Origin of the sequence: Actinocorallia aurantiaca (assembly GCF_039533685.1) — a bacterium.
Taxonomy (GTDB): Bacteria; Actinomycetota; Actinomycetes; order Streptosporangiales; family Streptosporangiaceae; genus Actinocorallia; species Actinocorallia aurantiaca.
In genome coordinates, this window is the sequence record NZ_BAAATZ010000015.1 from 120,929 (window position 1) to 138,014 (window position 17,086).

General features: G+C 65.1%; 10 protein-coding genes. 8 read left to right on the plus strand and 2 right to left on the minus strand.

Translation table 11 applies throughout. From position 1 onward, the window contains the following. Positions 1 to 6 precede the first annotated feature (6 nt). On the plus strand, positions 7 to 1,236 hold the full coding sequence (locus ABD327_RS19935; RefSeq protein ID WP_344452029.1) for an FxsB family cyclophane-forming radical SAM/SPASM peptide maturase: 1,230 nt from the start codon (positions 7 to 9) through the stop codon (positions 1,234 to 1,236). 10 nt (positions 1,237 to 1,246) lie between these two features. Here ABD327_RS19935 and fxsT (ABD327_RS19940) read toward each other — a convergent pair whose 3' ends face one another. Continuing rightward, positions 1,247 to 3,769 (minus strand): FxSxx-COOH system tetratricopeptide repeat protein, encoded by a 2,523-nt coding sequence (fxsT, locus tag ABD327_RS19940; protein WP_344452030.1) that lies wholly within the window; start codon positions 3,767 to 3,769, stop codon positions 1,247 to 1,249. 233 nt (positions 3,770 to 4,002) lie between these two features. Between fxsT (ABD327_RS19940) and ABD327_RS19945 the strand changes: the two genes are divergently transcribed. The 6 genes from ABD327_RS19945 to fxsT (ABD327_RS19970) all read left to right on the plus strand — a co-directional run bounded on the left by ABD327_RS19945 (position 4,003) and on the right by fxsT (ABD327_RS19970) (position 14,452). Beyond that, positions 4,003 to 4,137: a hypothetical protein gene (locus ABD327_RS19945; RefSeq protein WP_344452031.1), complete on the plus strand. Its 135-nt coding sequence runs from the start codon at positions 4,003 to 4,005 to the stop codon at positions 4,135 to 4,137. Positions 4,138 to 4,319: 182 nt separating this feature from the next. After that, on the plus strand, positions 4,320 to 6,242 hold the full coding sequence (locus ABD327_RS19950) for a tetratricopeptide repeat protein (RefSeq protein WP_344452032.1): 1,923 nt from the start codon (positions 4,320 to 4,322) through the stop codon (positions 6,240 to 6,242). 251 nt (positions 6,243 to 6,493) lie between these two features. Continuing rightward, positions 6,494 to 7,831 carry an MFS transporter gene (locus ABD327_RS19955; RefSeq protein ID WP_344452033.1) on the plus strand — a complete coding sequence of 446 codons (1,338 nt, stop codon included), beginning with the start codon at positions 6,494 to 6,496 and terminating at the stop codon, positions 7,829 to 7,831. A gap of 65 nt (positions 7,832 to 7,896) precedes the next feature. Then, positions 7,897 to 9,345 (plus strand): VMAP-C domain-containing protein, encoded by a 1,449-nt coding sequence (locus tag ABD327_RS19960; RefSeq protein WP_344452034.1) that lies wholly within the window; start codon positions 7,897 to 7,899, stop codon positions 9,343 to 9,345. 14 nt (positions 9,346 to 9,359) lie between these two features. Next, on the plus strand, positions 9,360 to 10,334 hold the full coding sequence (locus ABD327_RS19965) for an AAA family ATPase (protein WP_344452035.1): 975 nt from the start codon (positions 9,360 to 9,362) through the stop codon (positions 10,332 to 10,334). Further along, a complete protein-coding gene (fxsT, locus tag ABD327_RS19970; protein ID WP_344452036.1) occupies positions 10,331 to 14,452 on the plus strand; it encodes an FxSxx-COOH system tetratricopeptide repeat protein in 4,122 nt (1,373 codons plus the stop codon). Before ABD327_RS19965 ends, fxsT (ABD327_RS19970) begins: the two co-directional genes overlap by 4 nt. Here the strand turns inward: fxsT (ABD327_RS19970) and ABD327_RS19975 are convergent, their stop codons facing one another. Further along, the gene (locus ABD327_RS19975; RefSeq protein WP_344452037.1) at positions 14,453 to 15,613 is read right to left on the minus strand and encodes an FxsB family cyclophane-forming radical SAM/SPASM peptide maturase; all 1,161 of its coding nucleotides are present in this window, start codon (positions 15,611 to 15,613) and stop codon (positions 14,453 to 14,455) included. Positions 15,614 to 16,032: 419 nt separating this feature from the next. Here ABD327_RS19975 and ABD327_RS19980 point away from each other — a divergent pair, with 419 nt between their 5' ends. Then, a complete protein-coding gene (locus ABD327_RS19980) occupies positions 16,033 to 17,007 on the plus strand; it encodes an effector-associated domain 2-containing protein (protein WP_344452038.1) in 975 nt (324 codons plus the stop codon). Positions 17,008 to 17,086 lie beyond the last annotated feature (79 nt).

Sequence of the window (17,086 nt, forward strand, 5' to 3'; positions counted from 1 at the left end):
GTGAGCGTGGGCAGCGGACCCGGCGAGTGGCCGCAGAACCTCGACATCCGAGCGCTCCTGGAGACAGGCTGGCGCCCCACCCCTTTCCAGGAGTTCGTGGTCAAGATCCACAGTCGCTGCAACCTCGCCTGCGACTACTGCTACATGTACGAGATGGCGGACCAGAGCTGGCGCAGCCAACCTCTCCGCATGTCCAGATCCACCATCGACCAGGTGGCGCTGCGCATCGCCGAGCACGCCCGCACGAACCTGCTGCGAGAGGTCGAGATCGTCCTCCACGGCGGCGAACCCCTCCTGGTGGGCCACGACCACCTCAGGTACGCCCTGCGGACCTTTCGTGCGGCCCTGGTGCCGGACGTCAAGGTGAGCTTCGCCCTCCAGACGAACGGCGTGCTGCTCGACCCGGGCTTCCTCGAACTGTGCGCCGAATACGGCGTCTCCATCGGGGTCAGCGTCGACGGGGACGAGGAAGGCCACGACCTCCACCGCAAGCGCAAAGACGGACGGGGCAGCTACGAGTCGGTCATCAAGGGCGTGAAGCTCCTCACCTCCGAGCCCTACCGGCACCTCTTCGGCGGCTTCCTCACCACCATCGACCTGCGCAACGAGCCCACCCTCACCTACGAATCGCTGCTCTCCTTCACCCCGCCCCTCATGGACTTCCTCCTGCCGCACGGCAACTGGGAGACCCCGCCGCCGGGCCGCCCCGACGACGAGACGACCCCCTACGCGGACTGGCTCATCTCCATCTTCGACCGCTGGTACAAGGCCCCGGTGCAGGAGACCCGCATCCGGCTCTTCACCGAGATCATGCGGCTGCTCATCGGCCGCCAGTCCGGAAGCGAGTCGGTCGGCCTCTCGCCCGTGTCGATGGTCGTCGTGGAGACCAACGGGCAGATCGAGCAGGTGGACACCCTGAAATCGGCCTTCGAGGGCGCGACGGGCACCGCGCTGCACGTCTCACGCGACCCGTTCGACACCGCGCTCATGCTGCCGTCCATCGCCGCCCGGCAGATCGGGCTCCAGGCCCTGTCCGAGCCCTGCCTCGCCTGCCGGATGCGGCGGGTCTGCGGCGGGGGGCTCTACACCCACCGCTACCGGCCGGGCAGCGGCTTCCGCAACCGGTCCGTCTACTGCGCCGACCTGATGCGGTTGATCGCCCATATCCGCACGGCGGTCTCACTGGACGTGGCCGAGCGCCGGCGGCGTTCCGCCGACGCTCCCGGTCCGAGCTGAACCCCGGACGTCAGATGGGCGGCGGGTCGAAGTCCGCGTCCAGATGCCTTCCGGCCAGGAACACCGTGGCGTCCGGGTGCTCCAGGCCGAGGGTCCGGGCGTAGAGGTCCTTCGTCTCCTGGAAGAGCTTCTCCGCGTCCCCGTCCCGGCCGAAGGCTCTGAGATCGGCGGTGAGGTTGGCCGCGCAGGCCAGTACCAGGGGGTGCCGTTCACCGAGCACGTTCCGCAACCTGCCCAGGGTGTCCTCACCGAGTCGCACGGCCTCCTCGGCCTCCCCGAGCTCGGCCAGGTCGCTGGCGAGGTTGGACGCGACGGTCAACGTGTAGTGGTGGTCCCTGCCGAGCTTCTTCTCGAGACCCGCCAACGCCCCTTCGTTGAGCCTGCGCGCCTCCTCCGGCTGCCCCATGACCCGGCGCATGATCGCCAGGTTTCCCACGCAGCCGTAGTTGTACGGATGCGTCTCCCCGTAGGTTTTCGGATATCTGCGCACGGTGTCGGAGGCCAGCTCCAGTGCGAGTTCCGTCTCTCCCACCGTCCGCCGGATGTTGGCCAGGCACATCGCGGCCGCCAGGGTGTCGGGATGCTCGATGCCGAAGGAGCGCGAGAATTTCGAGTGCGCCAGGTCCGCCAGTTCATAGGCGCGTTCGAAGTCTCCGACCCTCCTCCACGCGATCGACAGGTCCTTGGCCGTCCGGAGCGTCCAGGAGTGGTCCGCGCCGAGGTTCTCCAAGGCGTACGCGTAGGCGTCCTCTCCGAGGTCGGTCGCCTCCGAATAGTCCCCGCACAGCCGCACCGCCCGGGCGAGCCCGTTCCAGGCGTTGACCGTGGTGTCCACCGCGTCGTGCACCAGCCCTTGGAAAGCCCGCATGTGCAGGTCCTTGGCGCCCTGGTAGTCGCTGCTCAGGCCGTAGTCCACCCCGAGGTTGTTGACCGCGCGCAGCGTGAAAGGGTCATCCGGCCCGAACGTGGACTCGGCCCGGCGCATGACCTCTTCACCTTTCCAGCGCGCCTCCTGGAAGTCTCCGACTCCGCGCAGGTCGGCCGGAATTCCGCGGAGGAAGCGCAGCGTGATCTCGTGACTGGCTCCGAAGGCCTCCTCCGCCTGCTGGAATTTCTCGGTGTTGTACTCCGCGACCTGCGCGTACTCGCCCAGCTCACGCCGGACATTGGCGTATTCGAGAGCCATTTTGAAGACGTCAGGGTGCAGTTCTCCGGACCGTTCAGCCCACTCATCCAGAAACCGCTGCGCGAAGATCCGCGCGTATCCGTAGTCACCGGAGGCGAAGAGGAACCGCACGACGCGCAACGCCATCTCACGCACCGTCGGCTGCTCGCATTCGGCGACCTTGGCGGGCTCCATGTGCCCCAGCAAGTGGCCGAACTTCTCCCACGTGGAAGTATCCGAAGGAAGTTCCGGAGCGTAACCGGCCAGCAGGATATGGACCTCATGCTGCAAGGCGGCATGCTGGTCGATGTCGCGCTCCTCACGCAGCAGCGCCTGAATCAGCCGGTGGATCTGGACGGTACGCGCGGGGGTGTCGATCTTCGCCAGCGCATACCGGCCCAATTCCCCGATCACTTTGCTCAGCATGATCGGATTGGCGAGCAGCTGCCGCAGTTCCGGGCTCAGCTGGGCCATGGCCTCCGGGCTCACCCGGGTGAAGGCGTCGCGGGGAATGGGCTCGGGGCCGAAGAAGGCGCAGCAGCGCAGCAGGGCGATCGCCTCGGGCAGCTTCTCGTTCAACCGTGCCACCGAGATCGCCCACGCCGCCGTCATCGAAAGCGGGTACTCGGTGGGTTTGCCGTGCGACAGCAGTTGCTGGGTCTCCGCCTCCAGCAGCCTCAGGTACTCCTCCACGCCCATGCCGGTCTCGGCCTGCAGCGCGCCGGCCTGCTCCAGCGCCAGCGGCAGGTCCCCCAGTTCGTGGGCGAGCCGCTCGGCCTCGCTCTCACTGATCGCCTTGGGCACCCGTCTGGTCAGGAACTCGACGCTCTCCCTGCGGTCGAAGACGTCGATGGGGAACGTGGCCACGACGCTCTCCCACCGGTGGTTCCGCGAAGTGATCAGGACGTGGCCGCTGCCCTGAGGAAGGAGGCGCGTGATGTCCTCCGGCTGGTCCGCGTTGTCGAAGATCAGCAGCCATCGATCGTAGGGGTCTCCCCTGCGCAGCGCGTCGAGTACCGCGCTCGCCGCCTCCTCCACTCCGCTCGTGCTCGCCGAGGGAACCCCGAGGTGCGGGGCGAGGCCGGCCAGCGAGGAGCGCACCAGCACCGGCTGGTCCGCCGGAATCCACCACACCAGGTCGTATTCGGAGCCATAGCGGTAGGCGTATTCGACCGCCATCTGGGTCTTGCCCACACCCCCGAAACCGTGGAGGGCGTGAGGAACGACCGCCGTGGGCCTTCCCGAAATCCCCTCATGCAGCGCGGCCAACAGGTCTTCACGTCCCGTGAAGTTCTTATTACGCGGAGGGATCTTGCCCCAGACCTCGGGGACCTTCTGCGGACCCTGTGTAGAGAGCGTGCCCTTCATACTCGCCTCCGAGGCATTGCGACCGGGCGATGAGAAGTTCACGCTACCTCTGTTCTCGCCTTTTCATCCAGTACGAGAACGGTGCAACGACATTCATCCATCACATCCGGTCACATGACACAGAACAAGGCCGAAACCGGACTGCAGAAGATTTTTCTCCGACAGACCATCTGGTTGCGGCGATCGTTTTCTGAGAGAATCAGGAACCCCCACCAGCATGCCTTGGAGGAGACATGAAACGCCAAGAGCCCTCTCAGGATGATTTCGTCATCGATGTCACCGGCCTCCAGCCCAGCGGAGACTCAGCTCTCGACCGGGCCATCCGCAGCCCCCTGGTCAGTATCCGCGGCTTCGACAACAAGTGCTGATCCCATTCGTCCCCGCAATCACACCCGATGACAAGAGCGCCACACGACACTGAGCATCACGACTCCGGGTGACAACCTCCAATCGTGTATTACGCTGCCAGGATCGGAACCTTTCCGGGTTCCTTGAGCCAACCGAAACCGAGTTCCACGGATGGCCACCGCGATATCGCGTCCAACCCTGGATGGCCCGAGTGTCGAATCCCCTTCATCCGTACCGCAGCGATCACGAGCCGACGCGGCCGGCAGCGGTTCGCCATACCAGGCGACGGGAGATCGAGCAGGTCGGCCGCCTCTGGACGAGGCACCGGCTGACCATCCTGAGCGGACATCCCGGCGTGGGAAAGAGCGCTCTACTCCACGCCGGAGTGGTCCCCTCTCTCGAAGAGGTCGGCGGCCTGCTGCTGCCGGTGGGTCGGGTGACCCATCACGTGGCCTTCCCGATGGCCGCGCTCCCCCCGCAGAACCGATTCGTCTTCCCCCTGCTCGCATCCTGGGCGCCCGGGGAGTCCCCGGCACAGCTCTCGGGGTCGTCGATCCAGCAGTTCTTGAAGCGGCGCCTGAGATACGACAGGTTCGGCGAGCCCTCCCGGACCCATCTCTGCGTAGACCCGGCAGAGGTGCTCTTCCAAGAGTTTCCGGAACGGGAGACACAGCGTCTGCGGTTTTTGGAGGACCTCTTCGAAACCCTGTGCGGGCAACCTCATCTGAGGCTGCTGCTGGTCCTTCGGACGGCCATGCTGGACGAAGCCCGAGCATTCGCGAGGAGGCTCGAGGCCGAGAAGGTCCCCACCGGGCTCTTTTCCCTGGGCCCCCTCCAGGCAGATCTTTTCGACCGGAGCGACTGGTGCGGCCCGCTGGCGGAAGAGCTCCAGACCGTCCGCACTCCAGATGGACGCAAGGCTCACGTCCCCGGTATCGATCCCGGACTGTTCTCCCTCCTCTGCGCCCGACTCGGTCCCGAGCTGTTCCAAGACCCGGCGGCCCTCGCCAGCAAGGTCGATCACGTACTCGGCGAGCATGTCGAGCAGACCCTCTCCGCCGTCGCCGTCGATCACCGGCTGCCTCTTCCCGACCTTGAGGCATGGTTCCGCAACGCCTTCATCGATCCCGGGCCCCGCACCCGGGAAAAGGCTTCGTTCTCTCCGGAGGTCCTACGCGCGCTCGAGGACAAATGGCTGATCAGAGCCCGGATCGGTCCCGAAGACATGGACTACGAACTGCGGCATCCGAGGCTTCGGGAAGCCGTCCGGTCGTCCTCGATCAGACAGGTCCCGATACGCAGACCCGATGCCGCCGAGCTGCTTCGCGAAGCGGCGGCGACCTTCTGGTCAGGAAACCTCCGGCTCTCCCGTGACCAGGCGAAAGGTGCTGCCCAAACCTGTGCGCCCCAGGATCTGGAGGTCACGGCGCAGATCGAATGCCTGCTGGGCGACCTCACCTACTCGGAGGGGATGTTCACGGAGGCCGCAGAACACTACAAGGCCGCCGCCCGCACATTCGAGGTGCTGCAGAACACGGATCTGGTGGGACACCTCCTGTCGGCCCTCGGACGGCTGTCGTTGAGAACCGATCCGGCGGCGGCACTTCCAGAGCTCCTCGCCGCGGCCACCCGTCTTCCGCACGATCTTCACGTGTTGACCGCTCTAGGGCAGGCCCTCTGGCAGGCCGGGCAGGCTCAGACGGCGCTGACCGTGTTGAACGAGGTGTTGAGCGAGGACGGGAACAATCTCGAAGCGCTGCGTGTCCGCGGTGAACTTCACGCAGACCTGGGGGAAGCCGAGTCCGCCCTCCAGGATCTCGACCGCATCGATCGCGGAGCCAGTTCGTCGGCTCTCTCCGCCTGGATCCTGGCCAATGCGATGCGGGCGCGGGGGAAACCCAGAACCGCGCCTTCACCGGAGTCCGAAGAATTGAACGAGGTGGTGGGGGCCGCCGACCGCGACAACGGCCCGGTATTGCTCAGAGTCGCGCGAGTCCGAGAGTTGTCCGGCGACCATCCGGACGCTGCGAAGCTCGCCGGTCGCGCTCTGCGAGCAAAGAACCCTCCCATTCCCCCACAACTTCTCCTTAAGGCCGAAAAGCTGAAAAACAGGACATCGACATAAACCCTCGGCAGACATAAGGGCGGTCGTCTGAAACAATCGTTACCCCGACTTGTAGATCATCAGCTAGAGTGTCGACCTAACAAGTGTCGCGCCGGCAAACCCCGACGAGTTTGACACAGGAGGCGGACCCCACACCATCCAGAGGCCCCTCGACTAAATGAGGACCGGATTTCGTCCCGACGAATTCCCGGTCTTTTACTTATGTCAACAGGGGGAGCTTTGCTGTTCGGAGCCACCAGGGGCATGGTGCATTGAGACTCCGTCCGGCAAAAGCACAGTGGGCCCGGGAGTTCGAGTGGCTGTGGATGGGGTCGGCCATCTCGCAGCTGGGCATCATCAGCGCCTCCACCGCGAGCCCCCTGCTCGCCCTCGCACTGGGCGGCTCGGCCGTCTTCGCCGGCTGGGTGGCCGCCGCGAGCACTCTGCCGGGCCTGCTGCTGAACCTTCCGGCCGGCCTGATCGCCGACCGCATCCGGGGCAAGAGACAGCTGATGATGGCGAGTCAGATCATCCGGCTCTGCAACGCGCTCGTCCTTCTGTTCTTTTTGTTCTGCGTCGACGACCCGCAGGTACTCCTCATCGTCGCGGCGGCGGTGGAAGGAGTCTGCGCCTCGTTTTACAACATCACCGAAATTACGGTCGTCCGGGAAATCGTTCCCCAGGAGCACCTTCCTTCAGCGATGGCAAAAAACGAGGCGAGGCATCACATAGCACTGGTCTTCGGCCGACCATTGGGTGGCTTTCTTTACGGCCTGAGCCATACCTTTCCCTACCTCTTTGACGCATTGACTTCATTCCTGGCCCTGGTGAGCATCAGCGCGGTACGCGACAGAAGAAAACCTGACCCTGCGAAGAGAAAGGGAAAACCGGATTCCAGAGTCAGGACAGAGAAGAAAAAACAGATCATCGGCCCCCCTCTCCCGACAGGATGGCAGCTACTCAGAGGGAATTTCTTCCTCCGCTATGTGATCACCGTCTGTGCGCTGGCCAATTTCTTCTTTCAAGTGATCATCCTGTTGCTGCTGGTCCAGGCCCAGGAGCAGGGCTACTCCAGCACCCACATCGGCTTTCTCCTGGCAGGCTCGGGAATCAGCGGCTTCGCCGGAGCTCTCGTCGCTCCCCGCATCATGCGCGGACGGTCTCCGAAACGGGCGACCTTCGTCTGCTTCTGGATCTGGGCCGGTCTGATCTGGTGCGTCTGGGCGGCCGACCGCGCCTGGATCGGGCTCGTCGCCTGGGGGCTGTGCAGTTTCCTGGGCGCGCACGTGAACATAGCGCTGGCCATGTATCAGGCGACCCGCGTGCCCAAGGACGTCCTGGGACGCGTGGTGAGCCTCACCAAGTTCCTCACCAGCGGAGCCGTCCCCTTGGGCGCCCTCTTCGCGGGTTACGCCATCGACCTCTCGGACGCCGACAAGACCGCGCTGCTCACCGCCCTGGCGATGAGCTTCGTGATGGGGCTGATGTCGAGGAGACTCATGACCGACAGGCCGAAATCCCCCATACTGCTCCAGGCTTCGAAACCACTGACCGAAATCGGTCAAATAGTCGCCCTGAACTCAGAACCGCCTGCCCGATCCAAAAAGTAGGGTCGGCTGCGAAAGCAAAGCGTTCGGCTGGCCCCGCCCATTCGAGAGTTCGGAGGCGCTGCCCGGTGCCATCGTGGCTCGACCACTCCGAAGCACATCGGCTGGTGCTGGCATTCCTGCAGATCGGTGCGATGCGCAAGCGGCGGACGCGGGACCTCTTTCTCGCAACGTTGAACCGTCAACTGGGTCATGTGCTGCCGGTCAGCAGACACGACGAAGACATGTTCGACATGTACGAAATCGTAGATGCTTGTCTGGCCTATCCAGGAGCGGTTCACGCGCTGCTCGCCATCGTCGAGAAGTTCCATGAGGGCAGCAGATCCGTGAAGGCGGTCCGGGAGCTGGTCGAGGAGTTGCTGCCCGAACCCCTTCTGGAACCCTCGGAAAGACGTGATCTCTACCAGCTCGCCCGGGTCCTGGAGAGCGGCGCGCTCGGCCCGGACGACCTCGCCATGCTCCCCCTCTTCTACCGGGAGGCCGTGGGCGAGTTCGGTCCCCCTCTCGACCGGGTCGTCCACAGCATCCGGGACGTTCTAGCGCATCTTGAGGAAGTGCCGGCCAGGGCCGACGACACCGTACCGCTGCTGTGGTTCACCGGACTCCTGGCGGGACGTGCCCAGCAGGACACGGCCGCTGCCCTTCATTCCTGGAACGAACGGCTCGCCCTCCGGCTCGGCATGGAAATCCCGCGCCTCTCGGCAGTGCCCTCGGGCAGAGCCGAGGAGGAATGCGCCTACCTCATCATCGAGTGTCGCCCGGACGGCGCCGACCCGAACGGCTACATCACCTCGGCTTGGCTGCAGTTCTCCTATGAACAGGGCATCTCCCTGTTGAGAGAGGACAGCCCGCGATACCTTCACGAACTTCCCGAGCTGTTGGAAAGCCTTCTCGTCCAGAATCCCCAGGTGGTGAATCGCCACGTTGACGAGTTGACCATCGAGTTCGTGTTGCCCCGTGACCTGCTCGGCCTCCCGTTCGACCAGTATCAGTACGCTCCCAGCAGATTTCCCCGGCGCCTGGGGCTGGATCATCCGGTGGTCGTGCGCAGCCTGGAACGGATGCGCGACCAGCAGCTACGACGTGCGTGCCAGCGGAAATGGAACTGGTTTCGGCAGAACTCGGAAGACGCCGTGGTCACCTGGGTGGTGCGGCCCGACCAGTACGGCCTCGAGCAGCTTTACGCGCTGCTCTCCGAACACTCCCAGACCTGTCTGGCGATGTCCCACCCTCCTCGCGAGGGCCCGGACCCCGTCGACGAGCTCCATGTGTGCCTACAGGCCGGAACGCCGATCGTCCTATGGTGCCGGGTGGAGACCGCCCCCGAAGACTTCGTTCCCGGCCTGCGGGAACTGCTGGCCACCGATCTGATGTCGCTTCCCCGCAAGATCCAGGATCTACGCCGGCACGCCGCCCAGCTCGCGGACGCGACGCATCTGGGCAACCATCTGACCCTTCTCTTCGAGGATGCCGATCGCCTACCCGAGCCGTACATACGGTTCAGGTCGCCGAACTGATCCTGGAGGCCGTCTTGACCACAGAAGATTCCCGGAACTGGCGCATCTACCGCGGGGACAGCAGACCCCACCGCGGGATCGGCGATCTGCCTCCTCCTCCGCCCTGGCGGCGTTTCGACTCCGTTGAAGGCCGCCGCCACGGCGACCTGGAAAGGGCGGTCTCCTACCAGACCGAGCAGGAGACGACCGACAAGGTCAACGCCGCGCTGCTCCTGAGGCGGCCTTTGCTGGTGACGGGAAAGGCCGGCACCGGAAAGTCGACACTCGCGTACAACATCGCTTACGAACTCGGCTTGGAGCCCGTGCTCATCTGGCCCGTCACCAGTAAGAGCAATCTACGCAACGGTCTCTACGACTACGACGCGATCGGACGTGTCCACGAAAGCGGCCTGCGGCAGAACATCTCTCTGGACATCGGACGGTACATCCGTCTGGGCCCGCTCGGCACCGCTCTGCTACCGGCCCCGCAGCCTCGTGTCCTGCTGATCGACGAACTGGACAAGAGCGACATCGATCTGCCGAACGACCTGCTCAACGTGTTCGAAGAAGGCTCTTATCTCATTCCCGAGCTGGAACGCCTGCCCGCCGAGCAGGAGGTCGTAGAGGTGATGACCGCGAACCGGGGGATCCGCGCGCCCATCAGCCGCGGCCGGGTCCAGTGCACCGCCTTCCCGATCGTCGTGATCACCAGTAACGGGGAGCGGGAGTTCCCCCCGGCGTTCCTCAGACGCTGCATCAGGCTCTCGATGGAGCCGCCGAGCGAGGACCAGCTGGTGAAGATCGTCAAAGCGCATCTGGGCGAGGACGCCCTCCGCCTCGGACGGCCGATCATCCAAAGGTTCATCGAACGGCGCAACAGCGGTGAGCTCGCCACCGACCAGCTGCTCAACGCCATCTACCTCGCGACCTCCGGAGGCCGGCCCGCCGACGAGGGTATGGACGAGCTGATCAACAGTATTCTGAGACCGCTCGACATCGCCGGGTCATGATCGACGAGTTGTTCAAGGCGCTCCGGGGACTGCGTTCCCCGCTCTCCGCGGAGGAGATACAGGACGCGCTCTGGCTCGTCCGGCTGATGAGCGAGCGTCCGGCCGAGGCGAGACCCCCGCAAGCGGTAGAGGAGACCTCTCCGGTGCCCCCTCTCCCGGCTCATGACGCCTCCTCTCCTCCCGGCCTGGAACAGGCTTCTCCCGTCGAACAGCGTGTTCGCACCACCCAGGAGACGGAAGCGGCCCTCTTCCTGACCGGGCGCAAGGACATCACCTCTCCGCGTGTGATCCGAGCCCCCGCTCCACCCGCGCTTCCCCGCTCTCTCCGGCTCTCCCGTGCGCTGCGTCCTCTGCGCGTCCATGTCGACTCGGCGACCGAGTTCCACCTCGACGAGGAGAAGACGGCCCGCCGGATCGCCGAGACCGGCATCTGGCAACCCTTGACGAACCCGTCGCCGGAACGCCTCTTCGACCTGGCGATCGTGGTCGACACCAGTGCGTCGATGCAGGTGTGGCGGCGTACCGTCGAAGAGTTCCAGGCGCTGCTGGAACAGCTCGGAGCTTTCCGTGACGTACGGGTCTGGCGGATGAACACCGACGGGCACCGTCCGCTGAGTCCCACTCCCGGCAGCGGTTCGGGCCGGAGCCCCGCCCAGCTCGTCGACCCGACCGGCCGCCGGATCGTCCTGGTGGTCAGCGACTGCATCGGCGGTGCCTGGCAGGACGGACGCGCCTCAGCGCTGCTCGAACGCTGGGGGCACAGCGGTCCGGTGGCGATCGTCCAACCGCTGCCGGAACGCCTGTGGTGGAGATGCTCGGCACCGGTGGAGCACGTCCGGTTCACCGCTTTCGCCTCAGGGGCGCCCAACACCCTGCTCAAGGTCGAGTTGCGGGAAGACGCCGGAGAGCCTCCCCCCGGGGTCGCGATCCCCGTTCTGGCGCTGGAGCCGCACTGGCTGGCGTCGTGGGCTTCGATGGTCGCGAACGGGGGACGGAATGTCTTCGGCGCGGCCGTCTTCACCCGGGATCTCCGTTCGGGCCTCCGGCCTACGGCCGAAACCGCCGATCTGACGGCGGAGGAGCGAGTGGCACGTTTCCGTGCGGCCGCGTCTCCCCAGGCCTACAAACTCGCCGGTTATCTGGCCGCCGCGCCGCTCAGCATTCCGGTCATCCGCCTCGTCCAACAGGCCATGCTGCCCTCGTCGACTCCTGCGGACCTCGCCGAGATCTATCTCGGCGAACTGTTGCGGAGCGTGTCGCAGACCTCTGATCCCCAGGCCCACGAACCCGCCTACGAATTCCATGAGGGGGTTCGGGAGATCCTGATGAGCGGGCTGCGCCGCAATGACGCGATACGTGTGCTGCGCAATGTCTGGAGTGTCATTCGGGATCGTTTCGGATCTCCACTCGACTTCCCCGCCCTCCTGGCCGAGATCGAAAGAGACGGTTCCGGAGTACCTCCAGATCAGGCGTTCGCCCAGGTCACAGCTCAGGTTCTGGAACGGCTGGGGGGACGTTACGCCACCATCGCCCGGCGTATCAACAACACGTTGAAGGAACAGCCCCACCATGCCGGGGCGGTTCCGAGCGGCGTCGATGGAAGGCTGGTCGGCCCTCTCCCGCCGAGGAACCCCTACTTCACCGGACGGGATGAACTCCTGGACTCTCTGCGCGGATCCCTGGACGGCAAGGTCACCGTGCTGCTCCCCCACCCGCTCCACGGGCTGGGCGGCGAAGGCAAATCCCAACTGGCCGTGGAATACGCCCATCGCTTCATGGACGACTACGACCTGATCTGGTGGATTCCCGCCGACCAGATGACCGTGGCCAGGTCCTCTCTGGTGAACCTGGCCCGGAGGCTGAAAACCCCGGAGAGTGAAAGCACCCGGGGCATCGTGGACAACCTGATGCACGCGCTCCGGACCGATCCCGCCCATCCCCGCTGGCTGCTCATCTTCGACAACGCCCGAAACCCTCAGGATCTTCTCCCCGCGCTCCCCGTGGACGGGATGGCCGCCGAGGGGGAGCCGCTGCGGGTCTCCCTCCCCTCGGTGAGCGTCCTGATCACTTCTCGGGACCGAAGCTGGGAAGACGTCGCCAGTGCCACGGTCAGCGTGGACGTGTTCGAACGTCCCGAGAGCATCCGCTACCTCCGCCGACGCGTACCACGCCTCTCGGACACCGAGGCCGACCAGCTCGCCGAGAGAGTCGGGGACCTTCCCCTCGCCGTCGAACAGGCCGCGGCCTGGCAGTCCACCCCTGGCCGTACCGTCGAGCAGTACATCGAACTGTTCGACCAGTTGTTGCTGGCCAGCCCTCTCGAACCTCTGCCCGAGAACTTTCCCGCGCACCTGGCCGCCAGTCTGAACCTGGGACTCGACCGGCTTCACGAGGAGAACCCCCAGGCCGGACTGCTCTTCGAATTCTGGGCTTTCTTCAGTCCCGAACCCGTGACCGTTGAGCTGCTGTCCTCGGGACGCACCGCCGACCTGCCCGACCCGTTGAACGAGCTGTTCTCCGACGAGGCCTCGCTTCGCGAAACCATGCGGCTGATCGACCGGTTCGAGTTGGCGCGGTTCGACCCGGAGGGGGACAGCCTTCAGGTCCACCGGCTGGTCCGGACCATGCTGAAAACCCGGATCCCCGCCGAAGAAAGACCTCGGGTCCGTGCTCAGGTCCATTCGATCCTGATCGCCGCCACTCCGGCCATTCCGGCTGACGACGAGACCACCTGGAGGCGGCGTTCCCTGGTCACACCGCATGTACTGGCGTCGGGCATCGTCAACGCGGCCACCGTCGAGGCCAGGAACGTCGCATTGGACCAAATCCAGTACCTCTATCTTTCTGGTGACTTCGTCGGTTCCAGGTTGATCGCTGATTTCGCCCTGACCCGCTGGCGAAACGAACACGGTCCCGACGACGTGCTGGCCCTCGACGCCGCCCGCATGCTCGCCAATGCGCTCCGCGCGCTGGGTGAGACCGGCGCGGCCGCGGCTCTGAGCAGAGACACCCTCGAACGCGCCGAACGGAAATACGAGGCCGGCAATCTCACCGTCCTGTTCACCGCGTTGGGATACGGGGCCGATCTGAAGTACCTGGGCCAGTTCGAGGAGGCCTACGATCTCGATCGGCTCACCTGGCTGCACATGACACGGCGTTTCGGCGATGACAGCGCGGAGAACACCCTGGTCGCCGCCGGCAATGTCTCCGTCGGCCTTCGGCTGCTCGGCAGATTCCACGAGGCTTACGAGATAGACAAGGACTCGTTGGAAGCCCTGCGAAGAAGACCCCATCTGAGATACCGCGACGTCTTCCGTGCCACTCACCACCTGGCGCGCGATCTCCATGGACTGGGGCGTTACGCCGAAGCCCTGAATCTGCAGAGGGAGAGTCTCGGCGACCTCGATCCCGTCCTAGGCCCGGACCATTCCCTGGTTCTCCAAGCCAAGATGAGCCATGCGGGGACGCTGCGGGAGTCAGGTCTCCACGAGGAGGCCGAGAGACTTTCCGTCGAGGTCCTTGAGTCCCATGTCCGCAGATTCGGTGACGAACATCCCAACACTCCGGCCGCCAAGGTCTGCCTCGCGATGGCGCTGACGCGGACCGGCCGACTACAGAAAGCGCAGGAACTCCAAGAGGAGACCTGGACCCAGTTGCGGCGCGTCCTGGGGGACCGTCATCCCTTCGTTCACTCCTGCGCGGCAGGGCTGGCGATCGTGCTGCGTTCTCTGGGTGACGTACAGACCGCTTTGGAGGTCGACGAGTGGGCACTGAACGGTCTGAGAACCAGTCCGGTGGGACCGGACCACTACTACTCGTTGTTCCTGGAAGCGGGTCTGAGTTCCGACCTCTATCTTCTGGGCAGGCTGGACGCAGCGCACCGGCATTCCTCACGCGCCCTGCAACGGGCGGAATCACGTCTGGGTGAGAACCATCCCGTCACCCTGTGCCTCCGGCACAATCATCTCCTCATCGGCACCGCGGCGGGAGCACCCGTCAACGCCGAAGAAAGACCTTCGGCGAGGCTGGCGGAGATCCTCGGCAAGGACCACCCTTCGGTCCTCATCGCACGAGACGGTGAGGTGCTGGACTGCGTCATCGAACCTCTGCCCCTGTGATCAGGAAAGCCGCGTCAGGTCCTCGTGGACCGCGGTCTCGACATGCCGGACGAGACGGTAGAGGTCGGCGCAGTAGACCGAGGGATTGAGGTAGCCGGTCTCCTCCCGGTAACGGTGGGCGTAAGCTCCACCGCCGCACAGATCCCTGACGGGGCAGGCGCGGCATTCCTCGCACAACGCGGCGCTTCCGATCTGCCGGGCCACCACCCCCGGATGAAGCAGGGCCATGTCGAAGGAGTGCTGGAAGACGCTCAGGCCGGTCTCGGGTGCGCCGTGGAACGAGGTCTTCAACGTGTCGACCTGCTGCAGGGTCCCGTCGGTCTCGACCACGACCATGACGACGGGCGAAAGCCCGATGTTCTCACTGGCGCTGTGCCCGCCCAGCACCATGTTCATGATCTCTTCGAAGAGCCTGACTCCCGTCTCCCACTTCTCCGCCCGGTACCAGCGCTCGAAGACGGCGGCCAGCCACCGGGCGTAGGGCGTCTCCTCGGGGGCGTGGCCGGGGGGCGGAGCCGTCCAGGTACCGTGCGGGAGCAGGAAGTCGATACGGGGAGGCTCCGTGTCCAGCAGCGCCTCGTAGGTCGCCACAGGATCGTTCGCCAGATCGATCGCGCACAGGATGCCCTGGTAGAGATGGCGATAACGATCGGCCAGCAGATCGAGGCCCCGCCGTACCGCGAAGTGGCTCCCCCTTCCGTCGGCGTAGCGCCGGTGCCGATCGTGCCCCGCCCGGTCCCCGTCGAGGCTGACCGCCACCCCGATCCGGTGGGTGTCCAGCAGGTCCAGCATCCGTTCGGTCAGCAGCACCCCGTTCGTCTGCACGGTGAAGTCCACCCGGCAGAAGTCGGGCACCGCCGACCTGATCTCGGTGACGGTGAAATCGATCGTCTTCGTCCCGGCCAGCAGCGGTTCTCCGCCGTGCAGCACCACTTCGATCTCGTCGAGTCCATGGCGTTCCACATGTTCGGCGATCCGGTACGCGACCCGGGAGAGAACGGTCTCCGAGATGACCGCCGGGCGGGAACGCCAGCTCTGGTCCTCGGACTCGTAGACATAGCAGTAATCGCAGGAGAGATTGCAGCGGCCGTGCAGTTTCAGGATGAACTCACGGAACGGCTCCGGACCCCAGCCTCCGCCGAGAAGAGCCGCTACGTCCAAGCCCCGGAGAGGCCACTCATGAGACTGAGTGGCGCTCAATACGACTCATCCTGTTGTCGAAGTAGGCGCGTGCCGGAAGATCTCCTTCGGCCCTCCTCCGCTGGATGCCCTTGCGCAGCGCGGGCCGGGCGAGCTCGGTCCTGAGCTCCCGCATCTCCGGCATCTTCACGCCACGCTGGTCCTGCACCGCACGCCCTCCCTCTTTCGAACAGCTCGGAAAAGGCTGATCATAGGCCACCTCAGGCCACAGGCGTCGTGGCTTCGCCCACCCACCTTTCCCCAATTTCCAGGCTGATCTGTGTCACGGGACTCTGCTGGGCGGATCGTGACGTTGCAAAGTCGTGTGAGAGGGGGTCACCGCTCAGGAGGGTGGGGTCTTGGAGGGGTCGGAGAGCGGCTGGAGGCCGTCCGGAACGTGCGTGCTGTTCGTTTGCGACGTGGTGTCCTACGGGGACGCGAAACGGACGGACATCGTGCAGGCGTACATCCGGGAAAACCTCTATGAGCTTCTGGAAGCCAGTTTCGAACACGCCCTAATTCCTTTTTCGGGGGTCTACAAAGAGGACCGGGGGGATGGCGTTCTCGTGGCGGCGCCCGCCGAGCACGATCCGGCGGCGCTCGTCACGGTGGCCGTGGAACGGCTCCGGGCGGATCTGGGGCGGTACAACTCGCTGTCGAGCGAGGCGGCGCGGATCGCATTGCGGGTGGCGGTGCACATCGGGATCGCCAAGGCCGACGCGCACGGGCTGATCGGAACCGAGGTCAACCATGTGTTCCGATTGCTGGAGGCGCCCTTGTTCAAGGCGATGGTGAAGGACGGAGGGGCCACGATCGGGTTGATCGTGTCGCAGCGTTTCCATGACGAGGTGGTGCTGCGGGACACGGGTCTGATCTCGGCTGAGGACTATCTGCGAGTACCGGTTTCGGTCAAGGAGACCGATTGTTCGGGTTGGGTGCGGATATTCGGCGGTGCGGCGCCCGCCGTGCTCCGGACGGCGGAACTCGAGCCCCGGCCGGAGACACGGCTGGCGCCCTCCGAGGCGGTGGCGCCCTCCGTGATCTCAGGGTTGGAGCCGGAACCGGAGTCCGCGTTCGACGAACCCGAGATCGGGTTGCCCGGGCTCTTCGAGTTGGTGGAATGCGCTCTGCGGATCCCCGGACTTCTCACCGAGCGCGGTCGGGACCAGGTGGTGGAGGTGCTGCCTTCGTCGATCGCGGTGGTGATCCCGAGGAGCCACGACGCACGGTCAGACGTGTACCAGATTCTTCGAACTTGCCTGGATTATCCGGAGGGCCTGCAGTACTTCGTGCAGGCCATCAAGGCGTTCTTCGGAGGGTCGATGGCGGTGGCACGACTGGAGCGGATGGTGGCACAAGTACTGGCCCGATTCTGAAATCTTCCGCAGGCCGTGCGGCGGGTTCGTGTATTCCCGGGAAAAAGCGCGTACTCATAGTTATCGTTTGATCTCAATG

Bases quoted from the DNA above. Each gene is read 5' to 3' on its own strand.
- fxsT (WP_344452030.1), bottom strand. From the start codon at position 3,769: ATGAAGGGCACGCTCTCTACACAGGGTCCGCAGAAGGTCCCCGAGGTC.
- ABD327_RS19945 (WP_344452031.1), top strand. From the start codon at position 4,003: ATGAAACGCCAAGAGCCCTCTCAGGATGATTTCGTCATCGATGTCACC.
- ABD327_RS19950 (WP_344452032.1), top strand. From the start codon at position 4,320: ATGGCCCGAGTGTCGAATCCCCTTCATCCGTACCGCAGCGATCACGAG.
- fxsT (WP_344452036.1), top strand. From the start codon at position 10,331: ATGATCGACGAGTTGTTCAAGGCGCTCCGGGGACTGCGTTCCCCGCTC.